The organism is Pseudarthrobacter oxydans, assembly GCF_030812335.1.
GTDB classification, from domain to species: domain Bacteria; phylum Actinomycetota; class Actinomycetes; order Actinomycetales; family Micrococcaceae; genus Arthrobacter; species Arthrobacter oxydans_B.
Genome location: NZ_JAUSSN010000001.1, coordinates 279,843 through 294,529 on the forward strand (window position 1 = coordinate 279,843; position 14,687 = coordinate 294,529).

Below are 14,687 nucleotides of genomic sequence, written 5' to 3' on the forward strand. Positions count from 1 at the left end.
CGGGAGCGTCCCCGGGTAAGGGGGACGCCCCCGGGTCTGTTACGGTTCGGCGTGGTGTCCGGCACCCTTGGGATCAAGGGCCTCAGCGGGTACGCCTTCGCTCACTTTGCCGGTGCGGCTCAGGACCACCATGAGGACGGCCGAGAGGAGCATAAAGCCGCCGACGACGAACATCGGTACGGTGTAGGAGCCGGTCCAGTCCTTGAGCCAGCCGGTAACGAAGCCGGCGCTGAAGCCGGCCAGGTTGCCCACGGTGTTGATCAGGGCGATGCCTGCTGCTGCGGCGGCTCCGGTCAGGAACTGGGTGGGAACGGTCCAGAAGTTCGGCAGCGCCGCGAAGATGGACATGGCCGTGATGGTGATGACGGCGATAGTCGCGGCCGGCGAACCGGCGAACAGGGCCAGTGGGATGCTCAGGCCGCCGATCAGGGCGGGCAGGGCAATGTGCCAGGTCTTGACGCCGCGCTTCGTGGCGTCCTTGGACCAGAAGTACAGGGCAAAGGCCGCGGGCACGTAGGGGATGGCCGTGATCAGGCCCTTCTGGAAGACGTCGAACTTGGTCCCGTAAAGGCCTTCGAAGCCGGCGATGATGGTGGGCAGGAAGAACGCCAGCGCGTACAGGCCGTAGATGAAGCCGAAGTAGATGACGGACAGTACCCAGACCCTGCCGTTGGAGAAGACCGTGCGGACGCTGACGTGCTTGTTGCTCGCCGAGGTTTCCTTCTTTTCGGTCTCGAGGGCGTTGGTCAGCCACGTCTTCTCGTCCTGGTTCAGCCACTTTGCCTTGGCCGGGGAGTCGACGAGGTAGAACCAGGCGATGATGCCGACGATGATGGCCGGAATGGAGACGCCGAGGTACATGACGCGCCAGCCCTCGAGGCCGAAGAGGCCCTCCTGCTGGATGAGGAAGCCGGCAAGCGGTGCGCCGATGACGGTGGTCAGCGGCTGGGCCAAGTAGAACAGGGCGAGAATCTTGCTGCGGTGCCGGGCCGGGACCCAGAGGCTCAGGAAGAGGATGGCGCCGGGGAAGAACCCGGCTTCGGCCACACCCAGGATGAAGCGCAGGACGTAGAGCTGCTCCACGCTGCTGACCCAGGTGAACAGCAGGGACACGATGCCCCAGCTGACCATGATGCGGGCCAGCCAGCGGCGGGCGCCGAACTTGTGCAGGGCCAGGTTGCTGGGAACCTCGAGCAGGATGTAGCCGATGAAGAAGACGCCCGACGCGAAGCCGAACTGGGCCGCCGAGAGGCCGAGATCCTGATTCATGCCGTTCGGGCCGGCGAACGAGATGGCCGTTCGGTCCAGGAAGTTGATGAAGAACATGAGGGCGACAAACGGCACCAGCCGGTACGCCACCTTCTTAATTGCAGATCTTTCGACCACCGATTGTGTGGTGTCCACATTGACTCCTAGAGATTGGTTGCTGCGGCTCCCTGCGCTGGGGCCTTCCGGTTTCGCCCGGTTGCTGGTGCCCGTGCGGGCTGCGATAGCTAAAGCGTGTGATTAAAACCATAGGCCTCCACCCGCAAATTGGTCAACCGGTTGACGAGTTATTTCTTTTCCGGTTGGGCCTCGGGTTCAACTGGTCATCCGGTTGTTACCCTTGGACTGTGTCTGCCACCTCCGCCGCTTCGGCCGCCAAGATCAGCGCCGCCCTCGGCTCCATGGAGCAGGGGTCGGTTGTCTCAGAGGTGGCCGAGCGACTTCTGGGCTACTTCACGAGCGGGGAGATTGCCGCCGGAACACGGCTGCCCGGCGAACGCCAACTCGCCGCCTCGTTGGGGGTGGGACGCTCAGCCGTCCGCGAAGCGCTGGCGGCCCTGGAGATCCTCGGCATCGTGGTGGTCCGGCCGGGCTCCGGCACCTATCTCCGGGACGGCATCTCGGAACTGCTGCCGCGCACCCTGAGCTGGGGCCTCATGCTTGGGGAACCGCGAACTCGTGAGCTCGTGGAGCTCCGCGGAGGCCTCGAAGTCCAGGCCGGCCAGCTCGCCGCGGCCCGCATCACGGACGAAGCACTGGCGCGTCTGCGCGGCTACCTGGCTGCAATGGAAGCCAACCTGGATGACCTTGCGGCCTTTGTGGAAGCCGATGCTGCCTTCCACCGCGAAATCGCCGAAAGTTCGGGGAACCAGATCCTGGCCGAACTCCTGCAGAGCATCCGCTCACTGCTGCGGATCTGGGTGGACCGCGCCCTGACCGACGAAGGGCATGCAGCGGCCGCCCTCACGGAACACCGGGAGATTTTCACGGCGCTGGAGCGCCGCGACGAGGCGGGCGTGACGGCCGCCATGCATTCGCACATGGGCACCGCGGCCCGCCGGCTCCTGGCCGGTTACGACGCGGAACGGAACGACCCGCAGGGCTGAACCCCGCGACGCCGCCGTCGACGCCGTCGGCGTCCGCTGCGCCGCAGTTTGTGACAAAAGGAAACCTGCAGGAAACCTTCTCCGTCTACGCTGGCAACACCGCGGCGCCGCCAGGCCCGTGACCGCCGGTGTTGAAGGGATTCCGTCATGCATCTTCTGCCCCGTGAGCAGGAAAAGCTCATGATCGTGGTCGCGGCCGACCTCGCCCGCCGGCGCCAGTCGCGGGGGCTGAAGCTGAACTTCCCGGAGGCGGTGGCCATCATCAGCTACGAGCTGATCGAGGGCGCCCGGGACGGCAGGACCGTGGCGGAGCTGATGAGCTACGGCACCACCGTGCTCCGCCGCGACGACGTCATGGAGGGCGTGCCGGAGATGATCCACGACGTCCAGATCGAAGCCACGTTCCCGGACGGCACCAAGCTCGTCACCGTCCACGACCCGATCCGATAGGGGCACCGAGATGATTCCCGGAGAATACGTCCTGGGCCCCGAGCCCGTGCTGGTCAACGCCGGCCGGGAGGCGGTCGACGTCGTGGTGATCAACACCGGGGACCGTCCCGTGCAGGTGGGCTCGCACTTCCACTTTGCCGAAGCCAACGCCGCCCTGACGTTCAACCGGCGGGCCGCCTACGGCCGGCGCCTGGACATCCCGGCGGGCACGGCGGCCCGCTTCGAGCCGGGGGACAGCAAGACCGTCCGGCTGATCGAGCTCGCCGGCCGGCGCGAGGTCTTCGGCCTCAGCAATGCGGTCAATGGAAGTCTGGAGGGACGCAAGTGAGTTTCGAGTTATCCCGCCGGCAGTACGCGGACCTGTACGGGCCCACGACGGGCGACTCCATCCGCCTCGCCGACACCGAACTTTTCCTCGAAATCGAGAACGACCTCACCGTGTACGGCGAGGAAGTGGTCTTCGGCGGCGGCAAGGTGATCCGCGACGGCATGGGCCAGAACGGCCAGGTGACCCGCGACGGTGTTGGTTCCGGCAGTGTTGGTTCCGGCGGTGTTGGTTCCGGCGACGGGGTTCCGGACACCGTTATCACCAACGTTGTCATCCTCGACTACACCGGGATCTACAAGGCCGACGTCGCGCTCCGGGACGGCCACATCTTCCGGATCGGCAAGGCCGGCAACCCGCAGATCACCGACGGCGTGGACATCGTCATCGGCGCCAGCACCGAAATCATCGCCGGGGAGCGGAAAATCCTGACCGCCGGAGGCGTGGACTCGCACATCCATTTCATCTCCCCGGACCAGGTCCCCGCCGCCCTGTGCAGCGGCGTGACCACCATGATCGGCGGCGGCACCGGCCCCGCCGAGGGCACCAAGGCCACCACCGTTACCCCCGGGAAATGGCACATCCAGCGGATGCTGCAGGCGGCCGAAGGGCTCCCGATCAACATCGGCCTGTTCGGCAAGGGGCACGCGTCCGCCGTCGAGCCCCTGGCCGAGCAGATCCGCGCCGGCGCGATCGGGCTGAAAGTCCATGAGGACTGGGGCTCCACAACCTCCTCGATCGACACCTCGCTGCAGGTCGCGGATGCCTACGACGTCCAGGTGGCCATCCACACCGACACCCTGAACGAGTGCGGCTTCGTGGAGGACACCATCCGGGCCATCGACGGGCGCGTGATCCACACCTTCCACACCGAGGGCGCCGGCGGCGGGCACGCCCCGGACATCATCAAGATCGCGGGGCTGCCCAACGTCCTGCCGGCCTCCACGAACCCCACGTTGCCGTACACGCGCAACACCATCGAAGAGCACCTGGACATGCTCATGGTCTGCCACCACCTCAACCCGGATATCCCGGAGGACGTGGCCTTCGCGGACTCCCGCATCCGCGCCGAGACCATCGCCGCCGAGGACGTGCTCCAGGATTTGGGGATCTTCGCGATCACCTCCTCGGACTCCCAGGCGATGGGCCGGGTGGGCGAGGTGGTCATCCGCACCTGGCAGGTCGCGGACAAGATGAAAAAGCAGCGCGGGATCCTGAAGGATCCAGACGGCGGCGAGCACGGCGCCGCGTCCGGACTGGGCGCGGAGAGCGACAACTTCCGCCTGAAACGCTACGTCGCGAAATACACCATCAACCCCGCCATCGCGCAGGGCATGGCGGACTCCGTCGGCTCGGTGGAGGTCGGTAAGTTCGCGGACCTGGTGCTCTGGGACCCGGCGTTCTTCGGGGTCAAGCCGGAACTGGTGCTCAAGGGCGGGCAGATCGCCTACGCCCTGATGGGGGACGCCAACGCCTCCATCCCCACGCCGCAGCCGCGCACCATGCGGCCGATGTTCGCCGCCTACGGCAAGGCCCTGCAACAGTCCTCCATCACCTTCCTCTCCCAGGCCGCCATCGACGCCGGGGTCCCGGCCGAGCTGGGCCTGGAGAAGGTCATCCGGCCCGTGTCCGGCATCCGCAGCCTCACGAAAGCGGACCTCAAGTACAACGGCGCCACCCCGGAGATCGACGTGGACCCGGAAACGTACAGGGTGACGGTCGACGGCGAGGACGTCACCTGCGAACCCTCCGATGTGCTGCCCATGGCGCAGCGCTACTTCCTTTTCTAGGCGTCCAGAGGAGACAGGAATGATCATCGACAAGGTCCTCGGCAACACGCACGATGTTCCCCCGGGTCCGGACCCGTATGCCGGGCTTCACCGCGAAAAGGTCGTGCTCCCCAGCGCCCAGCTGGTCAAACGCGTCCAGCGCGTCACCACCGACCATGGCAAGGAACTGGGCATCCGCCTCCCCTCCGGTTCCGGGGACCTGCGCGACGGCGACGTCCTGCACGTCGCGGAGGCCAACATGATCGTGGTGTCGGTGCTGCCCACCGATGTCCTCGTCATCGCGCCGCGCTCCATCCACGAGATGGGGGTAGTGGCGCATTCGCTTGGCAACCGCCACCTGCAGGCCCAGTTCTTCGAGGCCTCCTCCGAGTACGGTGCCGCCGTGATGGTCTGCCAGTACGACCACACGGTGGAGGACTACCTCAAACACGTCGGAGCGCCCTATGACCGCCAGGAGCGCGTGATGTCCGTCCCCTTCCGCCATGCCGAGCACTCCCACTAGCCCGGCGTCCTACCAGCTGGCCCTGCAGCAGCTGTGTGATTCGGCGCTGCCCACCGGGGCGTTCGCGCACTCGCTGGGGTTTGAGAGCTACATCGACCGCGGGCTGGTGCACGACGAGGCGTCGTTCGGGGTGTGGCTGGCGGCGTTCGTGGGGCAACAGCTGAGCTACTCGGACGCCCTGGCCATCCGGTTCCTCTACGAGGATGTTCCTGTTACTGAACTGGATGCCTTGCTGACGGCCCAGCTGCTGCCCCGGCAGCTGCGCGAGGCCAGCATCAAAATGGGCACCCGGCTCCTCGAGATCGGCGCCGAGATCTTTCCGTCCCCGGAGCTGGCGGAGTACCGCGAACTGGTGGGTTCCGGCCGCGCCGCCGGCCACCAGCCGCTGGCGTTCGCCGTCGTCGCGCGTTCCCTGGGTGTCCCGCTGCCCGAGGCCCTCGCCGCCTACCTGTTCGCCGCGGTCACGTCCTTGACGCAGAACGCCGTCCGGGCCATCCCGCTGGGGCAGAACGCCGGCCAGCGGCTGTTGCGGCAGGCGGCCGACGACGTCGTTGCCGCCGTCAGGCGCGCCGGAAGCCTGGACCGGTCCGACTTTGGCGCGGTCAGCCCCGGCCTCGAAATTTCGCAAATGCGGCACGAGCGCCAGCGTGCCCGAATGTTCATGAGCTAAGTCAGCCGCGAGAGAAATATGTCTGGAGAAGAATATGTCTGAGCCCATCAAAATCGGCATCGGCGGCCCGGTGGGCGCCGGCAAAACCCAGCTCGTGGAGCGCCTCACCCGCCACATGAGCCGGGAGATTTCCATGGCGGCGATCACCAACGACATCTACACGATCGAGGACGCCAAGATCCTGGCGGCCAACGGGATCCTCCCGATCGACCGGATCATCGGAGTGGAAACGGGCGGCTGCCCGCACACCGCCATCCGCGAGGACACGTCGATGAACACCGCGGCCATCGAGGAGCTGAAGCAGCGGCACCCGGATCTGCAGGTGATCTTCGTGGAATCCGGCGGGGACAACCTCTCGGCCACGTTCAGCCCCGAACTGGTGGACTTTTCCATTTACATCATCGACGTGGCCCAGGGCGAGAAGATCCCGCGCAAAGCCGGCCAGGGCATGATCAAGTCCGACCTTTTTATCATCAACAAGACCGATCTCGCGCCGCACGTCGGCGCGGACCTCTCCGTGATGGAGCGGGACTCGCGCGAATTCCGGGGCGAAAAGCCGTTCTGCTTCACCAACCTCAAGACCGACGAAGGACTGGAACGCGTGATCGAATGGATGCGGCGCGATGTCCTGATGCTTGACCTGGCGTCATGAGCACGACGGCGGCCGTTGAGCCTCCCGCGGTTGCTTCACCAATGGGGGAGCTTGAGTTGCGGATTGCCGTGCGCGGGGAGAAGTCCGTGGCCGTGCATCAGTACCATCGCGGGGCCTTGCGGGTTTTGCGGGCGCATTACCTGGATGATTCGGGGCAGGTTTGTTATGTCGTGGTGAATCCTGGCGGGGCGTATCTGGGGGCCGATCTCTATGTCATCCATGTGGAGGTGGCGGACCGGGCGAAGCTGCTGCTCACCACGCAGTCGGCCACCAAGATTTACCGGACGCCGGGCTCCTTCGCGGAGCAGCGGATGCGGCTGCGGCTGGGGGAGGGATCGCAGCTGGAGCTGGCCCCGGACCAGCTGATCGCCTACCGGGAGGCCAGCTACCGGCAGAACACGCACATCACCCTGCACCCGACGTCGAGCCTGGTCATGTCCGAGGTCGTCACCCCCGGCTGGTCGCCGGACGGTGCCTCCTTCCGTTACGAGGAACTGCGGCTCCGGACCGAGATCCGGGTCGAATCCGGGGGGAAGAGCGGACTGCTGGCCCTCGACAACCTGCTGATCCGGCCCCCAACGCACGACGTCACGGGGATGGGGTTCATGGAGGACTTCAGCCATGTGGGGTCCCTGATCGTGGTCGACCGGCGCGTCGACCAGGCCCTCGCGGACGAACTGCACGTGCTGACGGCCGGGAATGAGGCCTACACGGGAGTCTCATTAACTGCCACAGTTGATGGCATCAGCGGTCTGGTGCTCCGGTCCCTCTCGAACAGCACCGAAGAACTCAACCGGCTCCTGTGCGCCTGCAGCGCCCTGCTCCGGCAGCGGTGGCACGGCACGGCGCCCCTGGACCTAAGGAAATACTGATGACCACGTTGACCGGAGTTACCGCCCTGTACCGTCAGCGCGAGCAGCTCCCGTTGCGGACCCGGCTGTTGGTCACCTTCGGTGCGGTGCTGGCCCTGCATGCGGCCGCCGTCGTGCTCCTGCTGACCGGTCTGGTGACGGCCGGCGAGCCGCTGGCGCTCGGCCTGGTGCTGACGGCCTACCTGGCGGGCATCAAACACAGCTACGACTGGGACCACCTCGCCGCCATCGACAATTCGACCCGCAAGTTCGTGGCCCAGCGCCGGGACCCGGTGAGCGTCGGGTTCGCCTTCAGCCTGGGCCACAGCTCGGTGGTGATCCTGGCCGGGATCCTGGTGGTCGGCGGCGCCGCGCTGGTGGGCCAGTTCATGGAGGACGGCACCACCGGCAACCTGGTGCTGGGGCTGATCGGCAGCGGCGTCTCGGGGATCTTCCTTCTCGCGATGGGGCTGTTCAACGGATCCGCCTTCATCCGGACCGCGCAGGCCTACCGCAGCGTGCAGGGCGGCGGAGCGGTGCGGGAGGAGGACCTGGAGGCGAAGGGATTCGTGGCTCGGCTGCTGGCCAAACCCCTGTCCCGCGTCCGGCGGCCGCGGAACATCTACGTCATCGGCTTCCTCTTCGGACTGGGTTTCGACACGGCCACCACGATCGGCCTGCTGGTGATGGCCACGGCCGCATCGCTTGCCGGGGTCTCCCCGCTGGCCCTCCTGGCGCTTCCGCTGGCATTTGCCGCCGCCATGACACTGTGCGACACCATCAACGGAGTCGCCATGATGCGGATGTACAGCTCCGCCATCCACAATCCGCAGCGCACGCTGGGCTTCAACGCCCTGATCACCGGCATCTCCGCCGTGTCGGCCCTGGCCATTTCAGTCATCACCCTGGGCGGGTTCTTCAACGCGGCCTTCGGACTTGAGGATCCCGTGACCGGCTGGCTCGGGGACGTCGACCTGGGCGAGGCCGGGCTGCTGCTAGTGGCATCCCTGCTGACCGTCTGGGGAGCGGCCTCCGTGCGCGGGCGGTTGGCCATGTCACGTCGAGGGACCTAGCAGGCCTACATAGCCACTTAAGAAATGCGACCCGGGTCCGTCGAAGAGGGCGGGCCCGGGTCGCATTTTGTCCGTTCTAGCGCACGGAGGACGGTGCTGGCTGGTCCGCTGCGGAAGCGGCCGGCTCGCCGGCGATGATGGCGTCCACCTCGGCCTTTTCCTTGGCGCCCCAGGTTTCCCGGGTGTTCAACACCCCGATGAGGCCGATGACGCCCACGAGGACGTACAGCGAGGCGCCGCCGGCCCAGCCGAAGACGGAGGCCAACAGAACGGCCAGGAAGGGTGCGAATCCGGAAATGGACGCGGCAACCTGGTAGCCAATTGAGGCACCGGACGTCCTGGTGTTGGTCTGGAACAGCTCTGCGAACCAGGCACCCTGCGTGCCGGTAAACGTGGCGTGGATGATGCCGATGCCGATCACGAACGCCAGCACAATCAGGAACGGATTACCGGTGTTGCTGAGCAGGAACATCGGGAAGCCAAAGGCGATGACGGCGATGGTTCCGCCAAGGTAAAGCTTGCGACGGCCGATGCGGTCGGTAAGCGCGCCGGCGATCAGCGTGACCGGGATGGCAAGAAGGCTGGCGATCACAATGCCGGTGAGGCCGATGGCCCGGTCATCGGGGTTGTTCTTGGCGATGTAGGAGAGCAGATACGTTGCCGTGACGTAGTACGCGCAGCTCTCCACAATGCGAAGAGAGATCACCCGCAGGATGTTTCGCCAGTCGTTCTTGATCACGGTGGTCAGGGGGTTCTTGACGATCGCGCCCGTGGCCTTGGTGTGTTCGAACTCGGGGGATTCCTCAAGCTTCATCCGGACCACCAGGCCGACAACGATCAGGATGGCGCTGGCGAGGAACGGCAACCGCCAGGCCCAGTCGGTCTGCAGCGACGCGGAGAGCAGGAAGGCGGCGTTGGCCAGGGTGATGCCCAGCGGGTTGCCTGCCTGAGGGATGGCGGCGAAGCGGCCTCGCTGCTTCCACGGCGCGTGCTCGAACGTCATCATAACGGCGCCGCCCCACTCGGCCCCGAAGGCCAGGCCCTGGATCATCCGGATGATGACGAGCAGGATGGGTGCGAGGATGCCGACCTGCGCGTAGGTGGGGAGGCAGCCGATCAGGACGGTGGCGATGCCCATGGTCAGCAAGGCACCGACCAGCACGGGCTTCCGGCCATACTTGTCGCCGAGGTAGCCGCCGACGGCCCCGCCGATGGGCCGCATCAGGAAGCCCACAGCCAGCGTGGCGAAGGCCAGAAGAGTTCCGACGACGGGGTCCGTGTTGGGGAAGAAGACCTTGCCGAAGTACAGTGCCGCGGCCGTGCCGTAGGCCACGAAGTCGTAATTTTCCACGCAGGTGCCGGCGGCCGAAGCCATGGCAGTCTTGATCTTTCCGGGGGAACCGTGGGCGGCCTGGCGGGGCCGGTCCGTAATTGCTGCCGTCATGTTCGATATCTCCTTTGATATTGCTGGTCAGCCCTGGGCGGTGCGCCGAAGGCCTGTTGAACTTCTGGTGGGGCCGGACCGGTCAGATTTCGGCGGCCAGTTCCCGTGCTCCCTCGAGCTCCATCTCGCGCAGTTTCTGGACCCGCCGGATCGTGTCCTCGTCGTTGTCGAACTTGGCGTCCAGGAAGGACTCGAGGACTTCCTTGGCCGTGGCCCTGCCGATCAGCCAGGCGCCCATGGCGATGGCGTTCGCATCGTCGTGTTCCACGCTCTGATGGGCGGAGTAGACATCGTGTCCCAGGGCGCAACGGATGCCCGGGATCTTGTTGGCCGCCATGACGGCGCCCACCCCGGTCCCGCAGACCAACACGGCCCGCTCGGCCTCGCCGGAGCGGACCAGATCGCAGGTGGCTCGGGTGATGTCCGGGAAATCGACCGGGGTCTCGCTGGGTGCGCCGCAGTCGATGACCTCATGGCCGAGGTCTTCCAGGACGGACTGGACGAAGGCCTTCAGGGGGAAGCCGGCGTGGTCGTTGCCGAGTGCGATTTTCATGAGACTCCTTGGTACGGAATGGCGGGGTTGGTTGTTGCGGGGGACGGCTCGGATGCCGGTATTTCATGGCGCCATGGAATCGATTCCATGGCGCCGCTGCGCGTGACGGCGAGGGCCGATGCGCGGCTGGCTTGGATCAGTGCGGCAGGCAGCCGGCGTGGGCCGCCTGCGAGGGACGCGGCGAGGTAGCCCACGAACGTGTCGCCGGCCCCTGTGGTGTCCGTGGCGGTAACTTTCGTCGCCGGGACGTGCACAAGGTTGCCGTCCAGGACCGTGTGGGACCCTTCCGCTCCGGCGGTGCAGACGATTGCCGGACCAAGAACTGGTGGGAGCGTCTGGACCAGGTCCCGGTGGCTCCCGCGTATCCCGGCGTGGCCTGCCAGGACTTGGATTTCCTGCTCGTTCACTACCAGGAGGTCGACGTCGTCGAGCAGCCCGTCGATCCGCCGGGGGGCGGGGGCGGCGTTGAGGATGACAAACGCCCCGCGGCTCTTAGCGGTCCGTGCGGCCTGCCGGACCAGCGCCGTCGGGATCTCCAGCTGCAGGACCAGGACGTCGCCGGCCCGCATGGCGGCGAGTCCGGCTTCGACGTCGCCTGCGGTGAGCCCCGCATTAGCGCCCGGACTGACGATGATCTGGTTTTCGCCCTGGTCGTCGACAGCGATGACGGCAGTCCCCGTGGCGGCGCCGGCGACGACCCGTACATGACCGGCGTCGATGTGGGCCCCGGACAGGACCTCAAGGATTCGCCGTCCATGGGCGTCGTCACCGACAGCGCCGGTGAATTTCACCGAGGCACCCGCGCGGGCCGCCGCAACGCCCTGGTTGCCGCCCTTGCCGCCGGGGCTGAACGTTGCGTCCGATCCCGGGACGGTTTCGCCAGCCCTGGGCAGGGAGCGGACGCGGATGTTCTGGTCGATATTGAGGCTTCCGACCACAAAAACCGTGCTCATGGGACCTGCTCCTTTAGTGGTGTCGGATGGTGCCCCAAGCCGGAAATCAGAGGGGTCGGACGGGACGGAAGCGGCCGCTATCACGGCTGCCCCACGCTGGGGCCAGTCGTGCCTGAGGAGGCGCGGACTATCAGTTCGCTGGGCAGGACGACCGAGTCCGGCTTCTGACCGTCGATAACCTCGAGCAGGAGCCTGACCGCGGTCCGGCCCATCGCCTCCACGTCATGGGAAATGACGGTCAGCGGCGGATCCAGCAGGGAAAACCATTCGATGTCATCGAAGGCAATAAGCGCCATGTCCCGGCCGATGCGCAGGCCCTTCCGGTTCAAGGTGGCCAGCGCGCCGACGGCCATGGGGCTGTCGGCGGCCAGCAGCGCGGTCGGCGGCTGCGCGAGGCCCAGCAGGTGGTGCGCGCCGGCCGAACCGCTGGCGGACTGAAAGTCCCCGAAATAGGTCAGGGCGGGGTCGGTGCTCAGCCCGAATTCCCGGGCGGAACGGGAGAAGGACTTGAGCCGGTCCCGTCCCGTGGACGTGGTCTGGGGCCCAGCGATGTAGCCGACGCGCTCGTGTCCCTGGCGGGCGAGGTGCTCCACCGCCTGGCGGATGCCGGTATCACTGTCTGTTGTCACACTCGGGACGTCGACACCGTCGACAGTCCGGTCGACGAATACCGTGGGGATTCCCCGTTCCAGCAGGGCGTGGAGGCTGGAGCTGCCTTCACCCTGGGGCGCGGCGATCACGCCGTCCACGCGCTGCGAAATGAAGGTGTCCAAATACCGGTCCTGCTGCGGAATGCTCTCGTTGGCGTTCCCGAGGAGGGTGACAAGCCCCTCGGCGAGTGCCGCCTGCTCCGCGGCGTGTGCCAGATCGGCAAAAAACGGGTTGCGGACGTCTGAAAGGAGCAGCCCGATGACGTTGGTCCTGGTGGATCGGAGTGCTCGGGCCTGGGCGTTGGGATGGAAATCCAGTTGGGCGACCGCCGCGGCCACTCGCTGTCTGGACTGCGGCGACGTCGCCGGATTCCCCGACAGCACCCTTGACGCCGTGGCCGGCGAGACGCCGGCCAGTGCCGCTACGTCCTTGATGGTGATGGAAGGTCCTGTCACTGCTGCACACCTCATTGTGGGACTGCTTGTGAACTGCTCATGGAATCGATTCCATGGAATCGGTTCCACAAGTATGTGATGCGAATTACGTTGTGTCAATGGCTTCGGCTTCACGATCAGGATTGTGTCAATGATTGCGGCGTGATCGGCGTGAACGCGGACGAATGCCTATGGTGCCTGTGTTACCTGTGACTCCTTGAGGAATGAGACGGCGGACCCGCGGAGTGTCCGGTGCGGGGTCACGACGCGGAAGATTCCCCGCGCCTCGCGGAATTCCTGGCGCGCCGGTATTCCGGTAGCGGCAGGTGTTCACCGCCGCGCAGGCCTGAAGGCGCGTCGCAGCGATGCTGGCCTGGTCGTCCTGGTCGGCCGGGTCGGCCGTGCCGGACGCGGCGCGGGGAGTGCACGCTTCTTCGGTAGATTGGATCCATGCCGATGAATACCGCGCTTGAAGGGATCTCCGACGAGGTCCAGGCGACTCACGCCCACACCGGGTCGTGGGTGGCTGCTGTGCTGCGTTCGCGCATTTCGGCGGGCCAAATCGCCCCGGGAACGAAACTCTCCGAGCAGAGACTCTCCGAGGTCCTGGGCGTCTCACGGAATACGCTGCGGGAGGCTTTCACCGTCCTCGCCGGTGAGTCCGTGGTGCGGCGCATTCCGAATCGCGGCGTGTTCGTGTCCGCGCCGCAGGCCGAGGACGTCCGTGAAATCTACCGGGTCCGCCGGCTGATCGAACCGGCGGCCGTGCTGTGGGGGGAATACCGGGCAGAGACCCTGGATGCCCTCGACGCCATCATCGACCGGGCCCGCGCCGCCCTGAGCGCGGGGGCCGTGACGGAGATGGCCGATGCCAACCAGGACCTGCACAAGGCGCTGGTGGCGCTCTCCGGGAGTGCGTCAGTGGATGAACTCATGGACAGGGTCCTCGCCCAGATGCGCCTGGTCTTCCACGCCATGGCCACCACAACGGACTTCCACAGCCACTACGTGGAACGCAACGCCGCCCTCGTGGCGCTGCTGCGTGCCGGCCGCCGGGACGAGGCCGCGGCCGAGTTGCGCCGGTACCTGGACGCCGCCGAGCACGAACTCCTGGTGCATATCGGCGCCCAGTAACCTACGGGACCTGGTACGAGGTGTCGCGCGCGTCCGTGATGAGCATGTGCCCCGGGGCGTGGCCGATTGCCAGTGCCGGCCTCGACTCCATCACGGCTGCCTGCGGCGTCACCCCGCACGCCCAGAAGACGGGCACATGGCCGTCCGGGATCCGGACCGGGTCGCCGAAGTCGGGGCGGCCCAGATCCGCAATGCCCAGTTCGGCGGGGTTTCCGACATGGACCGGCGCGCCGTGCACGGCCGGATAGCGGGAGGTGATGCGGACGGCGTCGGCCACCTGGGAGGCCGGAACGGGCCGCATGGAGACCACCAGCGGGCCGGCCATTTGTCCGGCCGGTTCGCAGCGGACGGACGTGCGGTACATGGGCACGTTCACTCCCTGGTCGATGTGGGCCACCCGGATGCCGTTGTCCTGGAGGGCGGATTCGAAGGTGAAGCTGCAGCCCACAATGAACGTCACGAGATCATCGCGCCAGTGGTCCGTGATGTCGGTTGGTTCGTCGACCTTCCGGCCGTCTTGGTACACCACGTACTTGGGCACGTCGGTGCGGATATCACCTCCGGCCAGCAGCGCACCGGAGGTCGCGCCGGCGTCCAGCACGCCCAGGACAGGGCAGGGCTTGGGGTTGCGCTGGGCGAACAGCAGCACGTCGAAGGCCTGCGCCTTGGGCACGATGATCAGGTTGGCCTGTGCGTAGCCGCTGCTCCAGCCGGAGGTCGGCGTCACGAGGCCGGCGCGGAACAGGGCCCGGGCCTCGGCCGGGAGCAGACCTGACGGGTCTGCGGGGCGGGCGATGCGGGACGGGACGTTCACCTCGGGAAGATTCATTGGT

At 66.6% G+C, this 14,687-nt stretch carries 16 protein-coding genes; 10 read left to right on the plus strand and 6 right to left on the minus strand.

Translation table 11 applies throughout. The features are described 5' to 3' along the window. Positions 1-39 precede the first annotated feature (39 nt). On the minus strand, positions 40-1,404 hold the full coding sequence (locus tag J2W14_RS01330) for an MFS transporter (RefSeq protein WP_307457274.1): 1,365 nt from the start codon (positions 1,402-1,404) through the stop codon (positions 40-42). Between the two features lie 209 nt (positions 1,405-1,613). Between J2W14_RS01330 and J2W14_RS01335 the strand changes: the two genes are divergently transcribed. The 9 genes from J2W14_RS01335 to J2W14_RS01375 all read left to right on the plus strand — a co-directional run bounded on the left by J2W14_RS01335 (position 1,614) and on the right by J2W14_RS01375 (position 8,685). After that, positions 1,614-2,372: a FadR/GntR family transcriptional regulator gene (locus J2W14_RS01335; protein ID WP_307457276.1), complete on the plus strand. Its 759-nt coding sequence runs from the start codon at positions 1,614-1,616 to the stop codon at positions 2,370-2,372. 147 nt (positions 2,373-2,519) lie between these two features. Beyond that, the gene (locus J2W14_RS01340; protein ID WP_307457279.1) at positions 2,520-2,822 is read left to right on the plus strand and encodes an urease subunit gamma; all 303 of its coding nucleotides are present in this window, start codon (positions 2,520-2,522) and stop codon (positions 2,820-2,822) included. Between the two features lie 10 nt (positions 2,823-2,832). Beyond that, positions 2,833-3,150 carry an urease subunit beta gene (locus tag J2W14_RS01345; RefSeq protein WP_307457282.1) on the plus strand — a complete coding sequence of 106 codons (318 nt, stop codon included), beginning with the start codon at positions 2,833-2,835 and terminating at the stop codon, positions 3,148-3,150. Then, positions 3,147-4,937 (plus strand): urease subunit alpha, encoded by a 1,791-nt coding sequence (ureC, locus tag J2W14_RS01350; RefSeq protein ID WP_307457285.1) that lies wholly within the window; start codon positions 3,147-3,149, stop codon positions 4,935-4,937. Before J2W14_RS01345 ends, ureC begins: the two co-directional genes overlap by 4 nt. 19 nt (positions 4,938-4,956) lie before the next feature. Continuing rightward, entirely contained in the window at positions 4,957-5,439 is a 483-nt protein-coding gene (ureE, locus tag J2W14_RS01355) for an urease accessory protein UreE (protein ID WP_307457286.1), read from the plus strand. After that, a complete protein-coding gene (locus tag J2W14_RS01360; protein WP_307457288.1) occupies positions 5,420-6,109 on the plus strand; it encodes an urease accessory protein UreF in 690 nt (229 codons plus the stop codon). The genes ureE and J2W14_RS01360 overlap by 20 nt, the downstream gene beginning before the upstream one ends. Positions 6,110-6,143: 34 nt before the next feature. Continuing rightward, positions 6,144-6,761, plus strand: coding sequence for an urease accessory protein UreG (gene ureG / locus J2W14_RS01365; protein ID WP_307457291.1), 618 nt, complete (start codon positions 6,144-6,146; stop codon positions 6,759-6,761). After that, positions 6,758-7,633 carry an urease accessory protein UreD gene (locus J2W14_RS01370; protein ID WP_307457295.1) on the plus strand — a complete coding sequence of 292 codons (876 nt, stop codon included), beginning with the start codon at positions 6,758-6,760 and terminating at the stop codon, positions 7,631-7,633. The genes ureG and J2W14_RS01370 overlap by 4 nt, the downstream gene beginning before the upstream one ends. Beyond that, the gene (locus J2W14_RS01375; protein ID WP_307457298.1) at positions 7,633-8,685 is read left to right on the plus strand and encodes a HoxN/HupN/NixA family nickel/cobalt transporter; all 1,053 of its coding nucleotides are present in this window, start codon (positions 7,633-7,635) and stop codon (positions 8,683-8,685) included. Before J2W14_RS01370 ends, J2W14_RS01375 begins: the two co-directional genes overlap by 1 nt. Positions 8,686-8,761: 76 nt before the next feature. On the opposite strand, the gene J2W14_RS01380 is transcribed toward J2W14_RS01375, so the two are convergent. From J2W14_RS01380 to J2W14_RS01395, 4 genes are all read right to left on the minus strand, one after another. Continuing rightward, complete coding sequence (locus J2W14_RS01380; protein ID WP_307457300.1) at positions 8,762-10,129, minus strand: MFS transporter; 1,368 nt, start codon at positions 10,127-10,129, stop codon at positions 8,762-8,764. An 82-nt stretch (positions 10,130-10,211) separates the two neighbouring features. After that, a complete protein-coding gene (locus J2W14_RS01385) occupies positions 10,212-10,682 on the minus strand; it encodes an RpiB/LacA/LacB family sugar-phosphate isomerase (RefSeq protein ID WP_307457303.1) in 471 nt (156 codons plus the stop codon). Next, positions 10,679-11,635: a ribokinase gene (locus J2W14_RS01390; RefSeq protein WP_307457306.1), complete on the minus strand. Its 957-nt coding sequence runs from the start codon at positions 11,633-11,635 to the stop codon at positions 10,679-10,681. Before J2W14_RS01390 ends, J2W14_RS01385 begins: the two co-directional genes overlap by 4 nt. Before the next feature lie 80 nt (positions 11,636-11,715). Next, positions 11,716-12,741, minus strand: coding sequence for a LacI family DNA-binding transcriptional regulator (locus tag J2W14_RS01395; protein ID WP_307457309.1), 1,026 nt, complete (start codon positions 12,739-12,741; stop codon positions 11,716-11,718). A 429-nt stretch (positions 12,742-13,170) separates the two neighbouring features. On the opposite strand from J2W14_RS01395, the gene J2W14_RS01400 reads away from it, so the two are divergent. Beyond that, positions 13,171-13,854, plus strand: a complete 684-nt coding sequence (locus J2W14_RS01400; protein WP_307457312.1) for a GntR family transcriptional regulator — start codon at positions 13,171-13,173, stop codon at positions 13,852-13,854. A 1-nt stretch (position 13,855) separates the two neighbouring features. Here the strand turns inward: J2W14_RS01400 and J2W14_RS01405 are convergent, their stop codons facing one another. Next, on the minus strand, positions 13,856-14,683 hold the full coding sequence (locus J2W14_RS01405) for a putative hydro-lyase (protein ID WP_307457315.1): 828 nt from the start codon (positions 14,681-14,683) through the stop codon (positions 13,856-13,858). Positions 14,684-14,687 lie beyond the last annotated feature (4 nt).